Source organism: Dactylosporangium sp. CS-047395 (assembly GCF_050942185.1).
Taxonomy (GTDB): domain Bacteria; phylum Actinomycetota; class Actinomycetes; order Mycobacteriales; family Micromonosporaceae; genus Dactylosporangium.
Genome location: NZ_CP192015.1, coordinates 11,081,893 through 11,096,397 on the forward strand (window position 1 = coordinate 11,081,893; position 14,505 = coordinate 11,096,397).

Here is a 14,505-nt window from a genome sequence, read left to right on the forward strand (position 1 = left end):
CCGCGGTTCAGGCACCTCTCAATTCCCGCAGCGATCGAGGCTTGTGCCCGGTCAGCCGCTCGACGTGATCGGTGACCTCCTCGAGCTCGCCGTTGGCGATCGCCTCGTAGGACGTGACCCACCCCGCGACCTCGAACGCGGGCGCGCCGTAGTGGGCTCGGGAGGCGTACGCCTCGTCCACGGTCTCGGGCACGTAGGTGAGCCCGAGGATGCCGGCCGCCTCGTGCAGGCTGAACGCCTCCGGCCCGGTGAGCGTGAACGTCTCGCCGTCCCTGGGGTTCTCCAGCACGTTCACGGCGGCGGCCGCGATGTCGTCATAGGAGACCGCAGCGAGCCGCCCGTCGCCGCCGGGCCCCTTGATCACGCCCTGCTCGTCAGCGAGCCGCGGAATCATCTCCAGGTACATGTTGTCGCGCAGAAAGGTGAATTGCAGCCCGGTCGCGCGGATGTACTGCTCGGTGTACCAGTGATCCCGCCCGAACGTGAACGTGCAGTCGGGCGCGGCTCCGGCGAAGCTGAGGTACACGATGCGCTGGATGCCGGCCTGCACTGCGGCGTCCACTGCGGTCTCGTGCGTCTTCCGGCGATTCGCGTCCTCGCGGCCGGACACCAGGAACAGCGTGTCCGCTTCTGCTTCGCGCAGCGCTGCGGTCATGCCCGATTTATTAGCATATTCCGCGAACTTGACGGGTTTTTGAGTTTCTGGAGCTTTCGACGGCTCCCGGACCAGCAGCACGTGCGGCGCCTTGAGGAGCGCGGCGACCCGCCCTCCCACCTGCCCGGATGCCCCGGTTACGACGATCATGTTGCTCCTTGCTGGACGACGTATGACGGGCGTCGTACATTGGTTGCATGCCCTACCGTTGGTGGCCGGCGACCCTGGCGGCCCTCAACGGCATAGAACCAGCCGAGGCCCTCCAGGCCCTCAACGCCGACCGCCGCCTTCCGAGGTCGGGCGTCGCGTTGGGCCTCCCGGTCCTCAGCGTATGGGCACGCACGGCGGCGGGACGCCCGTTGATCGTCGTCCTGCGGCACGAAGGCGGCTTGGAGTGGCTGATTGTCGGCGCCTTGGACATGACGCCGGCCCAGCGCGCCGAGTTCGAGGGATGGGAGGCCAGTCATGCGACCAAGTGACGACCAGCTGGACCAGCTGGCCTTGGCAGTTGCCGCGGGCAACATCACCTACACGGACGAGCCGGCCGCCCTCCCCCCAAAGCCGGACGGCGAGACCATGGCCGTGTATTCGGTACGGCTCCCCACGGACACGGCGGAGCAGCTGGCCACGGTCGCCGCTTCGCGGGGCGTGAAGCCTTCCACGTTGATGCGCCAGATGATCGAGCAGTGCCTGGCCACGGAGGCCAACGACCACCCGATCTCACTGGCGGACGCGTTGCGGGCGTTGACCACCCTCCGCCCCGCCGCTTGATCCCCTATGGGACGAGCAACGTCCGGGTGTCGAGCCGGAACGGAAACGGCTGCACGGCGCTCAGGATTTCACCCGGATTCGCCACCGTATCTTCGACGTAGTGCGAGCCATCGAGCCGATTGAGCCGGAGGGTGAGCGACTCCGGCGACTCCTGCTCGGCAATCAGGTACCACGCAATCCGCGCAGCGGCGTAGAAGTGCATCTTCATGACCCGATCCGCCGCCGCGTTCCCGGGCGACACGATCTCCCCGACGAGCGCCACCTGCGCCGCGTCCACAACCAGGAAGTCGTCGGCCATATCCACAATCGCCAGATCGGGAATGACCAGCCGATCCGTGTGCAGCCGGACATTCACCGCCTCGTACACCAGCAGCCCGGCCGCCGACGCGGGCGAGTCCAGCTGATTGGCGATCCGCCGCGAAAGCCGCTGATGGCGCGAGCTGGGCGCGGGACTCACGAGCAGACTCCCATCGATCAGCTCGATCCGGTTCGCCGTCTCGCCCAGCGCGAGGTACTCGTCCTCATGCCAGGGCCCCGCGTGCCCCGTCGTTGCCACGCTCACGATCTGGACCACCTCCTGGGACCCCTCTGCGCTGCCGCCATTCAGTCTCCCACGTACGGGGCTGGACGACGGGCAGCAGCAGGAGGCGCGACGCCGGCGAAGCCGAAGACGTCGAGCGCCACCCTACGGCGGACGACCTGCCGCGATCCTCAATCTGGCGCTGCCGTTTTCAGCTTGCGTCAGCCAAGTCCAGAGATCTGGCAGCTCACGGCCGACGTCGGTTCAGCAGCTCTTTCGTGGGGCGCGGCGGAACATGGCGAACGCGGCTTCGGAGCGCAGCCAGTCGGGCTTGTCCCCGGCGGTGACGAGGAGCTGTCCGGCGACGTCAGGGCCGATGCCGTAAGCGGGTCGTCGGCGAGCGCGGTTGTGTGCAGCCGTTGCTACACGCGTTGCTACACGACGCCGGCCTTCAGACGATGCACCAGATCAGGTGTCGACCCGCACGGGCTGAATGCTGAAGATCGCACGCTGGACTGTCCATCGCAGTTGCTGGGGAAGCGCCTCTACCTGTTGCCACGCTTGCTCGGGAAAACGGATCTGCCGTTCAGGCACGAATTCCCCACGCCTCGGCCAGCTGCTCCCGCGTGAACACGCGGGCTTCGTCACCGGCTCCGGGACCGCGATCCGCCCGCATAGCCGTCAACGCGACGTCGCGTGCAGCCTCACGGCGGAGACGCTTGAGCTCTGCCTGCATGGCATCGAACTCAGCCCGGGGAACCGTGATCATCTCGACTGCCTCGCTGGTCACGCTGGGCCTCTACTCCCGCCACCACCGCTGACTGGGCGCCACTCAACGATACGCCCGCCCGAGAAGACGCGGCAGTGTCGTTGCTGCACGGATGAGCGTCGCGGCGGAGGGTGGACAGACAAAGACCCCGACCGCGTTGCCGCTGGTCGGGGTCTGTAAAGCCCGGCGAAGAGCTTTGTGGGCAGGGGCGGGGTCGAACCGCCGACCTTCCGCTTTTCAGGCGGACGCTCGTACCGACTGAGCTACCTGCCCAGAGCCCTCAAACAAGAAACAAGGGCAAAGCGGTCCTGACGGGACTTGAACCCGCGACCTCCGCCTTGACAGGGCGGCGAGCACTCCAACTGCTCCACAGGACCTAGCTATGAACATGTGGTACCACGTGCCCCCAACGGGATTCGAACCCGTGCTACCGCCTTGAAAGGGCGGCGTCCTGGGCCGCTAGACGATGAGGGCGGCCCCGCAATCATCGCATATCGCGCGAGTCGTGCGGTGTTGCTCCCATCCGGCCCCGCCGGAGGCTTTCAGAGCATACGTGACCCCTCGCGCGTTCTCCAAATGAGTATCCACCAGCGGCGCGCCGGGTGGGGAAACCCCAGCTCAGACCGGCATCGCCACCAGGGTGAACTTGGCTTTGAGTTCGGGGAGGAGGGTCTTGTACGCGGCCATCGTGGCGCTGCGGTCGCCGCCGCCGTCGTGGGACAGGACGATGGAACCGGGCTTGGTGTTGTTCCTCACGTTGGAGCAGATGTGGCTGGTCATCTGCTGGCCGGACCACTTCTGGATGTTCCAGTCGGACGGGTCGACGCTCCAGCCCAGCGATTGCATGCCCAGGTCGGCTGCGATCTGCACGGCGGTGGGGGTGAAGTTGCCGCCGGGGTGGCGGAAGTACTTGATCTGGGCGTCCGGCACGGCCTTGTGGATCTCGTCGTTGGTCTTCTGCAGGTCGGCTCGGATGACGTCGGCCGACTTCTTGCCGAGCGCCTCGTCGTGCTTCCAGGTGTGGTTGCACAGGGTGTGGCCGTCCTTGACGATCTCCTGGACGTACTGCGGGTACTCCTGGACGTTCACCCCGATCACGCAGAACGTGGCCTTGATGCCCTGCTCGCGGAGCATCTTCAGGATCGTCGGGGTGTCCGGGCCCGGGCCGTCGTCGAAGGTCAGCGCCACCGTGGCGGCACCGGTGCCGCGGATGATGTCGTCCTTGGGTGGAGCAGAGGAAGCGGCGGACGAGGCGGACGCCGAGGGGGAGGCGGGCGCCGACGAAGCGGGCGGCGGCGTCGAGGAGACCGGACGTGAGACGGGGCGGCCGGAAGAAGGGCCGGCGCTCGGCGTTTCGCCCGGGTAGGACCCGGAGCCCGAAGACGCGTGCCACGAGGCCGCGGTCGGGTGCGTTTCGTGAGAACAGCCGGCGGCGAAAGCCAGGGCGGCCATGATCACTGCTCCCACCGCTGCGAGTCGTAGACGAGGCATGTGAGACTCCGAGGGATTTCTGAGGTATCGCTGACGGAGCCACACGTTACTGATTCGAGACCGTCGACGTCCTCACGCGTTCAGGCCGTGGCACGAACCCGGGAGTGGACGCGCAAGGCCGTTTTACGCAGATGTGTGGTCGAGTACCGAAGTGAGCGTCACCAGCGCCTCGCCCAGGCTGTCCGGACAGACGACCCCGGATGGTACGAACGGACGAGGCCAACCGGGTCCGCCCGCGGCGACGACGAGGGGGCGGGTGCGCTCGGCCAGGATCGCTTCGAGCTGCTCGGGTGCACCGGTGCGCGGCGAGTGCGACCAGACGAGCACGGCGTCGGGACCGGTCCGGCGCACCGCGGCCAGCAGCGCCGCCGGCGGCACCCGCGCCCCGAGCGAGCGGCTCGGCACCCCGTCGGTCGCCAGGGCCGCCGCGACCGCCTCCAACGGCAGGCTGTGCTGCTCGTCGTCGGCACAGGACAGCAGGATCTGCACCGGTACCCCGGCCGGCGGCCGCGGCACCGCCCCCAGCACGGCCGAGATGCAGCCGGAGACCATGTGCTCGACCTCGATCAGTTCACCCGTCGCGGCGTACCGCTCGCCGATTCCGGCAAGGACGGGGCGCAGCACGCCGTCCCAGGCGGTGACCACCCCGTGCTCGCGGACGGCCTCGGCGATGCGCTGGCGGACGGCCGGCGCGTCCAGGCGCAGCGCGGCCCGGTGCAGCCCGCGCACGGCCACGGCGAAGTTCGGCCCCGGTGGAGGCCCCGGAGCGCCCGGCGGGGCGCCGAAAGCGCTCGGGGGAGCCCCGAGAGCGGAAGCGGAAGCTGGGCGCCGCGCCCAGCGGGCCGCTTCGGCCGGGGCGACCCCCTCGACGATCAGGCGCTGCATCAGCTCGAGGCGCTGGATGTCCTGCTCGGTGTACCGGCGATGATGCCCCGGCTCGTGCAGCGACGGTCCCATCCCGTAGCGCTGGTGCCACGTGCGCAGGGTGGTCACGGCGACGCCGAGCCGCCTTGCCACGGCCCCGGCCGAGTAGGCGGCGCCGTTCATGGCCGGGCTGACTGCCAGGCGTCGAGCACCCCGGCCAGCCAGGGCGCGTAGAAGTCGGGGAACCGGCGGATCCGGGCGGCGAGCTCGTCCGGCGTCACCCAGTCGGTCTCGGCCACCTCGGCCGGGTCCGCGTGCACGGGACCCTCGAACGGGCCGGTGAGCACGTGGTCGTACTCGTACTCGACCCGGCCGGAATCGGGATCCTCGGCTTGGTACAAGTACACGCCGACCTCGGTCAGCGGGGCGGAGACCCCGAGCTCCTCGCCCAGCCGGCGGGCGGCCGCGTCGACGACGGGCTCGCCGGGGGCGGGGTGACCGCAGCAGGTGTTGGCCCAGCGCAGCGCGAACCGGGTCTTGGCCGCGGCGCGTTGCTGCAGCAGGAGCCGGCCGTCGGGCGCCACGAGCAGCACCGAGAAGGCGCGATGGAGCCGGCCCGGGGCCTGGTGGGCGGCCTCGACGGTGGCGCTGCCCGCGGCCCGGCCGTCGATGGCGACGAGCTCGACCAGCTGTTGTTCGCGTGACAAGTCCTAGGACTCCCCCGTGACACGGGCCGCCGCGAGGCGACCGGAGATGAGCACCATGGGCACTCCGACGCCGGGCTGGGTGCCCGAGCCGACGAAGACCACATTGGACAGTGTGGGGTGGAGGTTGCCCGGCCGGAAGGGGCCGGTCTGGCGCAAGGTGTGGGCGGCCGCGAACGGGGTGCCGGCGGCCATGCCCTGATCGGCCCAGTCGGCCGGGGTGATGAACTTCGACACCTCGATGCCGGCGCCGAACCCGAGGTACCCCCGCTGCTCCAGCGTGTCGATCAGCTCGCTGCGATACGTACCGGCGAGCGAACCCCGCCAGTCGAGCAGCTCCGCGGTCAGGTTGGGCGTCGGGGCCAGCACGTAGTAGGTCTGGCGGCCCTCCGGCGCGAGCGACGGGTCGGTGCGGGTGGGGTTGGTGACCAGCAGGGACGGGTCGCTCATCAGCCGGCCCTGGTTGATGACCTCGTCGAAGGTCTCCCGCCACGACCGTCCGAAGTGGATGTTGTGGTGGGCGATCGCGCCGTACGACTGGGTGGAGCCGACGTGCAGCACCGCGCAGGACGGGGAGTACCGCAGCTTGCCGAGCAGCGGGTTGCGCCAGCGGGTCGGGGGAAGCAGGTCACGGTACGCGACGGGAAGGTCGGGATTGAGCACCACGACGTCCGCGGCGAACCGGCGACCGTCCGATGTGGTCACGCCGGTCGCGCGCCCGCCGGCGGTCTCCACGCGGCTCACCTCGGCGCCGTAGACGATCTCGACGCCGTGCTTCTCGGCCACCCCCGCGAGCGCGCGGGACACGGCGTGGATGCCGCCACGCGGGAAGTACACCCCGGCGACTGAATCGAGATAGGCGATGACCGCATAGAGCGCGAGGGCCTGGTGCGGCGCCACGCCGGCATACATCGCCTGGAACGAGAAGATGCGCCGGGTCCGCGGGTCCTTGAAGTAGGAGTCCACCTTGGACTGCAGCCGGCCGAACCCGCCGCGGCGGGCCAGCTTCCACAGGTTGGCGGTGACGAGGTCGCGCGGGCGGTCGAGGTTGCGGTCGATGAAGTCGTCGCGCTCCAGGGCCCACAGCTCGCGGGCGTGGTCGACGAAGCGGAGGTACCCGTCGGCCTCCCGCGATCCGCAGACCCGCGCCACCTCGCCGGCCATCCGCGCGGTGTCCGCGATGACGTCCAGCGTGGAGCCGTCGGGGAAGTGGGCGCGGTACGCCGGGTCCAGCTTCTCCATCGGCAGCCACGCGGTCAGGTCCTCACCGACCGTGCCGAGCAGGTCGGAGAGCAGCTCCGGCATGGTGAGCACGGTCGGCCCGGTGTCGAACTCGTAGCCGTCGAGGACGAGCCGCCCTGCGCGGCCGCCGGGCTGGTCCTCCCGCTCGAGCAGGGTGACGCTGCGTCCGGCGGCCGCGAGGCGGATCGCCGCGGCGAGTCCCCCCAGGCCGGCGCCGACGACGATCACGCGATCCGTCCGGCCCTCAACGGTTCGCATGGTGTCCCCCTGTGCGTTTCGGGTAGCTGCCTCAGCAAGCGTAGCGTAGGCTCGACCGTGCGTCGATTTGTGCGTCGATTTGCAGGAGACCTGGAGGTCAGATGGATGCGTCACTAGCCGCTGCCTACGAGCGGTGCCGCGTGTTGCATCGCTTCCACGGTCGCACGTATTACCTCGCGACCCGGCTGCTGCCCGCCTGGAAACGCCGGCATGTGCACGCGTTGTACGGTTTCGCCCGGTACGCGGACGAGATCGTGGACCGCACCGAGGGCCCCGGCCGCACGCCCGAGGAGCGCGCCGCCGAGCTGTCCGCGTGGTCGGCCGAGTTCCTGCGCGGGCTGCGCGGCGGGCACACCGACGACCCGCTGCTGCCGGCCGTCCTGCACACGATCCAGGTGTTCGACATCGACCTCGAGGACTTCCGCAAGTTCCTCGACAGCATGGCGATGGACCTCACCGTCACGGAGTACGAGACCTACGAGGACCTGCTCGGCTACATGGAGGGCTCGGCCGCGGTGATCGGCACCATGATGCTGCCGATCCTCGAGTCGTCCGACCGCGCGGCCGCCCGCGAGCCCGCCCGGCAGCTCGGCCTGGCCTTCCAGCTCACCAACTTCATCCGGGACGTGGCCGAGGACCTGGAGCGCGGGCGCATCTACCTGCCCCAGCAGGACCTCGCGGAGTTCGGCGTCACCCGCGCCGACCTGCAGGAGGCGCTCGCCACCAAGCGAAGTTCAGAAAAGATCAAGAGCCTCATCCGGTACCAGATGAGCCGCGCCCGTCGACACTACGCACTCGCCGCGCCGGGCATCCCGATGCTCGCGCCCGCCTCGCAGGCGTGCATGCGGGCGGCGTATCGGCTGTACGGCGGAATCCTGGACGAGGTCGAGGCGCAGGACGCGGACGTCTTCGTGCGCCGGGCCACGGTGCCGAAGGCCAAGCGCCTGGCCGTCGCGCTGGCCTGCGTGCTGGCGCGACCGGGCACGCCGGTGCCGACGCCGTCCACTGTGGAGATTCCGCAGCAGCGGGACGGGGCGGCGGTGCTGGATCTTCGCGGTACCGCCGCATGACCACGTGCGTCGTGCTCTTCACGCGGGACCTGCGCGTGCACGACCACCCCGCCCTCGCGTCGTCGGTGCGCGCCTTCGAGCACGTGCTGCCACTGTTCGTGCACGATCCGGCGCTCGCGGCGGGTGACAACCGGCGCAAGTTTCTGGCCGGGGCACTCGCCGACCTGCGCAACGCCCTGCGCGAGCGCGGCGGCGACCTGGTCGAGCTGCGCGGCGACCCGGTGCGCGAGGCCGTCCGGGTGGCCAAGAAGATCGGTGCGTCGGCGATCGCGGTGACGGCCGACGTGAGCGGTTACGCGCGGTCGCGCGAGACCCGGCTGGCCGAGGCCTGTGCTGAGGAGCGCCTGGCGTTCAAGACGTTTCCGGGCGTGACCGTGGTGCCGCCGTCGGAGGTGCGCCCGGGCGGCGGGGGCACGCACTACAAGGTGTTCACCCCGTACTACCGCGCGTGGCAGGCCACTTCCTGGCGGGACGTGCTGGATGCGCCGCGTTCGATCTCGCTGCCGCCCGATCTGCCCCGCTCCTGGCTCGGCTCCACGCTCGGCACGGAGGGCGAGACGGCGGCCCGCAAGCGCCTGGCGTCCTGGCTTTCCGAGCTTCCGTCGTACGGCGACATGCACGACGACCTCGCCGGCGACGGGACCTCGCGGTTGAGCCCATACCTGCACTTCGGCTGCCTCTCGCCGCGCGAGATCGTGGCGAAGGCGCGCGATCGCGAGGGCGCCGAGCCGTTCATCCGGCAGCTGTGCTGGCGCGACTTCTATCACCAGGTGTTGTGGGCGTTCCCTGACCTGCGGCACAAGGCGTACCGCGCGAACGCCGAGGAGAACTGGCGCGACGAGAAGGACGCGCTGCAGGCCTGGCGCGAGGGCCACACCGGCATGCCGATCGTCGACGCCGGGATGCGGCAGCTGATCGCCGAGGGCTGGATGCACAACCGCGCCAGGCTGATCACCGGGTCCTACCTCACCAAGCACCTCTACCAGGACTGGCGAGCCGGCGGCGACCACTTCTTCGACCTGCTGCTGGACGGCGACGTGGCCAACAACTACGGCAACTGGCAGTGGGTCGCCGGCACGGGCAACGACACGAAGCCGTACCGGCGATTCAGTCCACTGCGCCAGGCCGAGCGCTTCGACCCGACCGGCGACTACGTGCGCCGCTATGTGCCCGAACTGGCCGGCATTGCGGGCAAAGCGGTGCACGAGCCGTGGAAGCGCCCGGCCGCCGAGTGGCGGGGCTACCCCTCCCCGCTCGCCCTGAAGTAACTCGGAACCTTCGCCCGCCCGACCGCGGGATTGATCACGGCGTCGAACCAGCCGCGCTGATTCCTGGTCGCCCAGAAGCGCTTCCGTTCGACCGGTTGCTCATTGTGTACCGGCACCCCGGCCGCCCGCAGCGCAGCTCCGGGGAGGCGACGGGGCAGCAGCCCGTACGCGTTGAGCGTGTCGTCGGCCTGTCGCCGAAACGCACACGGGAAGGCGTCCCCACAGGCCGAGCAGCGCTCGCCGGCAAGGGACGGAAGGTGATGGGACACGACCTGCTGCGCGGCGACCACGCCGGCCTGCGAGTAGCCCACGGTTGGTTGAACCACCTTTCGCGGTGGGGCCTCAACGAACACCTGAATTCTCGGGCGTGCACGTGCAGAAAAGCAAAGAACTATGGCCCTGATACTCATCGACCGGCGCCGAACCACCCATTCGAGTGACGCATTTCCCCTGCATTTGGCCCGACGCAAATCCCGGTTACCACAATTCAACTTGCCTCACACAATTCGCCGCCGCTGAATCAAGTATTGCCACCCTCGATTGGCACAACCGGATCGAGATCGTGTCACCTGCCGCGTCGTGCACGCCGGGAAGTACGCAACGTCGCGAGCGCTCGCGCCGCCCCCGAAAAGGGAGGGCTGCTCGACAACGTGTGGGGGGCTGTCGGAGGATGTGGTTCCGCTCTCCGAACGCCGGTAGGTGCCGTGACGATCCCCGAACCGGTCGCTGCGATCATTCCGCAGCAGCGTCCGCCGGATGAGCGTGTCCTTGAGCCGGGTGAGCGGCCCGCGGCCGTTGTCTGGTATCCGCCGCCGCTGCGGCTGCCGGGCGAACCTGGGCGGAGCTATCTCTGGCCGGTTCTGAGTGTGCTGCTCGTGTGCAGCATGCTCATCACCGTTGGCGGCGGGGCGGCTGCGGCGGTCATGCTGCGGGGGTACGGCAACGCCCCCACCGACGTCGCCTGGGTCAGTGGCGACGTCAAGGCCATCGACGCCGTCCTCCAGCGCCGTGGGGATGCCGTGCGGCGTAAGGATCAGGCGGCCTGGATGGCCGATGTGGACGGTACCGATGCGGGATTTGGCAAGAAGCAGCAGCAGCTCTTCGAGAACCTGACCCGGCTGCCGTTCGCCGAGTTGGAGTTCGAGCGGGCGCAGGTCTCGGCGCCCAAGGCGGCCGCCTTTCTGCCCGAGGAGCTGTTCCGGCGGTTCCACGCCGCCGTGCGGGTCGTGCCGGTGACCGTGCGGCATCGGATTGACGGGGTGGACAGCAAGCCGGTGGCTACGCCGTGGCTCGCCGTGTTCGCGTACGGCGGCGGCAAGTGGCGCATCGTGGCCGACGGGAGCGGGAAGGATCTGCCCACCGGGGAGGCCGGCCAGCCCTGGGACGCCAAGGGGCCGATCACCGTCGTGCGCAGTGACCGGGTCGTCGCGGTGCTGTCGGCCAACGCGGGCGGGGACGGCGGGCGGGGGCTGCTGGAGCTGGCGGAGACGGGGCTGCGGCAGGTCGCCGCGGTACGACCCGGCGGCTGGGACGGCAAGGTCCTGATCACGGCCGTCGGCGACCGGCAGATCTTCGACACGTACTTCGCGGAGTCGCAGGACCGGGTGGCGCAGGTGGCGGCGATCGCCGTCCCGTACTACTCGGCGGTGGCGGAGTGGACGAACCGGCCCACGTATGCGACCACGCGCATCGTGTTCAACCCCAGTGAGCTCTCGGCGCCCAAGGGCGAGCTGCAGCACGATCTGACCCACGAGTTCACGCACGCGGCCATGGGCCCTGTCACCGGGCCGTACACGCCGCGCTGGGTCGTCGAGGGCTTCGCGGAGTACGTGGCCTATCGCGACGGCCGCTTCAACCCGGCGGGCATCCGGGAGGCGCTCGGGGACCTGGCGCTGACCACGTTCCCGGACGACAAGCAGTTCTACGAGGAGCCGCGCAACTACGTGACCGGGTGGCTGGCGTGCCGGATGATCGCGGACACGTACGGACAGGACAAGCTCATCGCCTTTTATGAGGGCTTCATGCGCATGTCCGAGGTCGACTCGGTGGCCCGGGACGTGCTCGGGGTCGGGCGGGACCGGCTCGAGCAGCAGTGGCGGGACTACGTGGAACAGCAACGGCGCGGGTAGCGAGCCACCCGCGCCGTGCTCGGATCAGGAGCGCTACGCCGTCGCCGGGGGCATGCCGCCGTCGCCGTCGACGACCGCTTCCGGCGTGCCGTCCTGGTCGAGGTCACTCATCGTGATGTCGACCTTGCCGTCGCCGTTGGTGTCGAACTGGAACAGGTCCGCCTTGCCGTCCCCGTCGGTGTCGACCGCCCAGAGGTCGGGCTTGCCGTCGTTGTTCGTGTCCCCGACAAGAAGCTCCACGCGCTCGTCGCCGCGGGTCTCGACGGTCTCGTTGTCGGTCATCTGGTGGTCCTCTCACCTGACTAGGGGTAATCGGGGTTCACGGTAGGCCCTGGGGCGGCAACGCGCGAGCCCAGAGGCCGACAGCTGTCAGACCTTGACGCCCGAGGTCACCAGCGACTTGATCGCCATCGCGGACTCGTCGAAGCCGACCACCAGGATCCCGGTCGCGCCGAAGCCCTTGATCTCCCCGGCGATCGGGTCGAACAGCTTCGGGCCCTCGGTCTTGTCGTACTTGTCCTTGGCCTCGTACTTCTTGACCAGGATGTTCTCCGGGCGGATACCGGCCGACTGCAGGTCCTTCTGCACACCCTCGGCCAGGCCGCTGCCGTAGTTGTCGTCGCGGGCGATGATGGCGACCTTGGTGTGCCCGTCCCGCATGATGATGTCGGCGACCGCCTTGGCCTGCAGGTTGTCCGGCGGCGAGGTACGGAAGAAGAAGCCCTTGTCGTCGACCTTGGTGAGCGCGTCCGAGGTCGCCGACGGCGAGATCATGATCCGGCCGGCCTGGGCGATCGCCGGGATCACGGCCGCGCTGACGCCCGAGGCACCCGCGCCGATGATCACGCCGACGCCCTGGGCGATGAACTGCGCGGCAGCCGCCTTGGCGACCTCCGGGTTCGTGCCGTCGTCGCCCTCCACCACCTGCACCGGCTGGCCGAGCACGCCGCCGGCCTCGTTGATCTCCTTGATGGCCAGTTTGGCCGCGGCGAACATCGGCGGGCCCTGGAACGCGAGCGCGCCGGTCTTGGGCAGCAGCAGGCCGTACTTCAACGGCGGTTTCTGGTTCTTGTTGCCACCGGTCGACGGGGCCGGCGCGGGCGGCGCGGTCTTGTCCTCGCTCTGCTGGTCGCCGGCGCCGACGAACTCGGTCTTGGCGTCGTCGATCTTGTTGCTGGTGCCGAAGTTCAGCACGCCGTACATGGCCGCGGAGGGCTCGCCGACGGACGTGAAGCCGCTGCTGCGCATCGAGATGCCGCGGTACTTGAAGTCCTTGCCCGACTTCGCGGCGGTCAGGCAGGCCGCCACCGTGTCGCAGGTGTTGTCGCCGGTCGTCACGCCCACGATCTGCTTGGCGATGACGGCCGGGTCGGAGGACTTGCCGGTCTCGGCGGCCAGCGCGGCGATCACGACGGCGTCGTAGGACTCGCCGGAATAGTTGAAGTCGGTGAGCGTCGGGTCGACGCTCTTCACGCGGCGTTTGAAGTCGTCGCTGAGCGGCGTGAGCGGGGTTGTACCTTTCATGCCGTTCAGGACCGCCGGGGAGTCCTTGAGCGCGTCGCCGAACGAGTTGGCCATGTTGCCGTCGGTGCCGTACAGGCGGATGTCGGCCGTGGGGACCGCATCCTCGTCACTCTTCGTGCCGGAGGCGCAGCCGGATGCGGCCAGCAACACTCCGATCGCCGTGATCGCAGCACCGATGGCGGTGGCCGATCGTGCACGCATGGGCGTCTCCTCCCCAAAGGCCTCCGCAAAGGTCCGTGCGCACCTTAGCGCGGGCACGGCCCGGGGTTCAGCGGGGGCGCGGGTACGCTCCTCGCTATGCCAGATCAAGAGTCCAAGGCCGCGAGCCAAGCGCCGGGTGGCCTTTCGATGGAGGGCCATCTCCCCGAGCGGATGGGCATCGTGATCCTGGAGGCCTCGCCCGAGCGGGTCGTCGCCACCATGCCGGTCGCGGGGAATACCCAGCCGTACGGTCTGCTCCACGGTGGCGCCTCGGTCGTGCTTGCCGAGACGCTCGGCTCGATCGGCGCGGCCCTGCACGCCGGCCGGCTCTTCAACGGCATCGCGGTCGGCATCGAGGTCAACGCCACCCATCACAAGTCGGCCAAGAGCGGCCTGGTGACCGGTGTGGCCACGCCGCTGCGGCTCGGGGGCATGATCGCGAGCTACGAGATCGTGGTCACGGACGAGGACGGCGAGCGCGTCTGCACCGCGCGGCTGACCTGCGCGCTGCGTCGCGGGTGAGCGGCGGGTCACCCGCGTAGTACCCGGATGTGCACAGCGGGGCTTGACGTCGCGACATACGGTTGCGGCGTGGATGACCCGGGAGACGAGACATATCAGGACGCCGCCCAGGTCCTGGCCTCCGCGCTCGCGGGCGACGAGGACGGCGTGGCCCACACCTTCGACGAGGTGGTGGACCGGCGCGGGATGAGCGCCGCGTACGACGTCGCGTGGCGCCTGGCCGGTGAGATGGTCGGCGACAACCTGGCTCGCGGCCCGTGGCGCCTGGACTTCCCGGACATCGACGACGCCAACTACGACAAGCGCTGGGTGGCTCGGTTCGTCAGCGCGTACGTCAACGAGGACGTCCCGAGCGCCACGGCGCTGTTCACCGTGGCGCTGGTCGACGGCAAGCTGCCGGAGTGCCTGCTGACCCTGGCCGGGTCCGCGGTGGCGACGCTCAAGCGACGCGGCGCGGCTTGAGCGGCGGATGGTCTGTCCGGCACTTTTGGATTCTGTAACGATGTCCTGAAATCGG

The 14,505-nt window shown here is 69.6% G+C and carries 17 protein-coding genes and 3 tRNA genes; 8 read left to right on the forward strand and 12 right to left on the reverse strand.

The window, feature by feature from the left end:
* Nucleotides 1-7 precede the first annotated feature (7 nt).
* Nucleotides 8-805 carry an SDR family oxidoreductase gene (locus ACQP00_RS51725; RefSeq protein WP_433212056.1) on the reverse strand — a complete coding sequence of 266 codons (798 nt, stop codon included), beginning with the start codon at nt 803-805 and terminating at the stop codon, nt 8-10.
* Between the two features lie 47 nt (nt 806-852).
* Here ACQP00_RS51725 and ACQP00_RS51730 point away from each other — a divergent pair, with 47 nt between their 5' ends.
* On the forward strand, nt 853-1,134 hold the full coding sequence (locus ACQP00_RS51730) for a hypothetical protein (protein ID WP_433212058.1): 282 nt from the start codon (nt 853-855) through the stop codon (nt 1,132-1,134).
* Entirely contained in the window at nt 1,121-1,426 is a 306-nt protein-coding gene (locus ACQP00_RS51735; protein WP_433212060.1) for a CopG family transcriptional regulator, read from the forward strand. Before ACQP00_RS51730 ends, ACQP00_RS51735 begins: the two co-directional genes overlap by 14 nt.
* 4 nt (nt 1,427-1,430) lie before the next feature.
* On the opposite strand, the gene ACQP00_RS51740 is transcribed toward ACQP00_RS51735, so the two are convergent.
* The 6 genes from ACQP00_RS51740 to ACQP00_RS51765 all read right to left on the reverse strand — a co-directional run bounded on the left by ACQP00_RS51740 (nt 1,431) and on the right by ACQP00_RS51765 (nt 3,903).
* Entirely contained in the window at nt 1,431-2,000 is a 570-nt protein-coding gene (locus ACQP00_RS51740) for a Uma2 family endonuclease (RefSeq protein ID WP_433212062.1), read from the reverse strand.
* Nucleotides 2,001-2,532: 532 nt separating this feature from the next.
* Nucleotides 2,533-2,736: a hypothetical protein gene (locus ACQP00_RS51745; protein WP_433212064.1), complete on the reverse strand. Its 204-nt coding sequence runs from the start codon at nt 2,734-2,736 to the stop codon at nt 2,533-2,535.
* A 178-nt stretch (nt 2,737-2,914) separates the two neighbouring features.
* Nucleotides 2,915-2,988 (reverse strand) — tRNA-Phe (locus tag ACQP00_RS51750).
* A 30-nt stretch (nt 2,989-3,018) separates the two neighbouring features.
* Nucleotides 3,019-3,092: transfer RNA gene (locus ACQP00_RS51755), tRNA-Asp, on the reverse strand.
* Nucleotides 3,093-3,116: 24 nt separating this feature from the next.
* Nucleotides 3,117-3,189: transfer RNA gene (locus ACQP00_RS51760), tRNA-Glu, on the reverse strand.
* A 144-nt stretch (nt 3,190-3,333) separates the two neighbouring features.
* Entirely contained in the window at nt 3,334-3,903 is a 570-nt protein-coding gene (locus tag ACQP00_RS51765; RefSeq protein WP_433212066.1) for a polysaccharide deacetylase family protein, read from the reverse strand.
* 34 nt (nt 3,904-3,937) lie between these two features.
* Here ACQP00_RS51765 and ACQP00_RS51770 point away from each other — a divergent pair, with 34 nt between their 5' ends.
* Nucleotides 3,938-4,081, forward strand: a complete 144-nt coding sequence (locus ACQP00_RS51770; protein ID WP_433212068.1) for a hypothetical protein — start codon at nt 3,938-3,940, stop codon at nt 4,079-4,081.
* A 248-nt stretch (nt 4,082-4,329) separates the two neighbouring features.
* On the opposite strand, the gene ACQP00_RS51775 is transcribed toward ACQP00_RS51770, so the two are convergent.
* Genes ACQP00_RS51775 through crtI form a run of 3 tightly spaced genes read right to left on the reverse strand, consistent with a single transcriptional unit; the run spans nt 4,330 to nt 7,274 of the window.
* The gene (locus ACQP00_RS51775) at nt 4,330-5,253 is read right to left on the reverse strand and encodes a MerR family transcriptional regulator (RefSeq protein ID WP_433212070.1); all 924 of its coding nucleotides are present in this window, start codon (nt 5,251-5,253) and stop codon (nt 4,330-4,332) included.
* On the reverse strand, nt 5,250-5,777 hold the full coding sequence (idi, locus tag ACQP00_RS51780) for an isopentenyl-diphosphate Delta-isomerase (protein ID WP_433212072.1): 528 nt from the start codon (nt 5,775-5,777) through the stop codon (nt 5,250-5,252). Before idi ends, ACQP00_RS51775 begins: the two co-directional genes overlap by 4 nt.
* A 3-nt stretch (nt 5,778-5,780) precedes the next feature.
* The gene (gene crtI / locus ACQP00_RS51785; RefSeq protein WP_433212074.1) at nt 5,781-7,274 is read right to left on the reverse strand and encodes a phytoene desaturase family protein; all 1,494 of its coding nucleotides are present in this window, start codon (nt 7,272-7,274) and stop codon (nt 5,781-5,783) included.
* A 101-nt stretch (nt 7,275-7,375) separates the two neighbouring features.
* On the opposite strand from crtI, the gene ACQP00_RS51790 reads away from it, so the two are divergent.
* The 3 genes from ACQP00_RS51790 to ACQP00_RS51800 all read left to right on the forward strand — a co-directional run bounded on the left by ACQP00_RS51790 (nt 7,376) and on the right by ACQP00_RS51800 (nt 11,741).
* On the forward strand, nt 7,376-8,344 hold the full coding sequence (locus tag ACQP00_RS51790; protein ID WP_433212076.1) for a phytoene/squalene synthase family protein: 969 nt from the start codon (nt 7,376-7,378) through the stop codon (nt 8,342-8,344).
* Nucleotides 8,341-9,612: a cryptochrome/photolyase family protein gene (locus ACQP00_RS51795; RefSeq protein WP_433212078.1), complete on the forward strand. Its 1,272-nt coding sequence runs from the start codon at nt 8,341-8,343 to the stop codon at nt 9,610-9,612. The genes ACQP00_RS51790 and ACQP00_RS51795 overlap by 4 nt, the downstream gene beginning before the upstream one ends.
* A gap of 884 nt (nt 9,613-10,496) precedes the next feature.
* Nucleotides 10,497-11,741 carry a hypothetical protein gene (locus ACQP00_RS51800; protein WP_433212080.1) on the forward strand — a complete coding sequence of 415 codons (1,245 nt, stop codon included), beginning with the start codon at nt 10,497-10,499 and terminating at the stop codon, nt 11,739-11,741.
* Between the two features lie 33 nt (nt 11,742-11,774).
* On the opposite strand, the gene ACQP00_RS51805 is transcribed toward ACQP00_RS51800, so the two are convergent.
* Both ACQP00_RS51805 and ACQP00_RS51810 read right to left on the reverse strand, forming a co-directional pair.
* Entirely contained in the window at nt 11,775-12,023 is a 249-nt protein-coding gene (locus ACQP00_RS51805) for a hypothetical protein (protein WP_433053750.1), read from the reverse strand.
* An 87-nt stretch (nt 12,024-12,110) separates the two neighbouring features.
* Nucleotides 12,111-13,466, reverse strand: a complete 1,356-nt coding sequence (locus tag ACQP00_RS51810; protein ID WP_433212082.1) for an ABC transporter substrate-binding protein — start codon at nt 13,464-13,466, stop codon at nt 12,111-12,113.
* Between the two features lie 96 nt (nt 13,467-13,562).
* Between ACQP00_RS51810 and ACQP00_RS51815 the strand changes: the two genes are divergently transcribed.
* Together ACQP00_RS51815 and ACQP00_RS51820 are read left to right on the forward strand one after the other, a co-directional pair.
* On the forward strand, nt 13,563-13,988 hold the full coding sequence (locus tag ACQP00_RS51815; RefSeq protein ID WP_433212084.1) for a PaaI family thioesterase: 426 nt from the start codon (nt 13,563-13,565) through the stop codon (nt 13,986-13,988).
* Between the two features lie 69 nt (nt 13,989-14,057).
* Nucleotides 14,058-14,450, forward strand: coding sequence for a hypothetical protein (locus ACQP00_RS51820; RefSeq protein ID WP_433212087.1), 393 nt, complete (start codon nt 14,058-14,060; stop codon nt 14,448-14,450).
* The last annotated feature ends 55 nt before the right edge of the window (nt 14,451-14,505 follow it).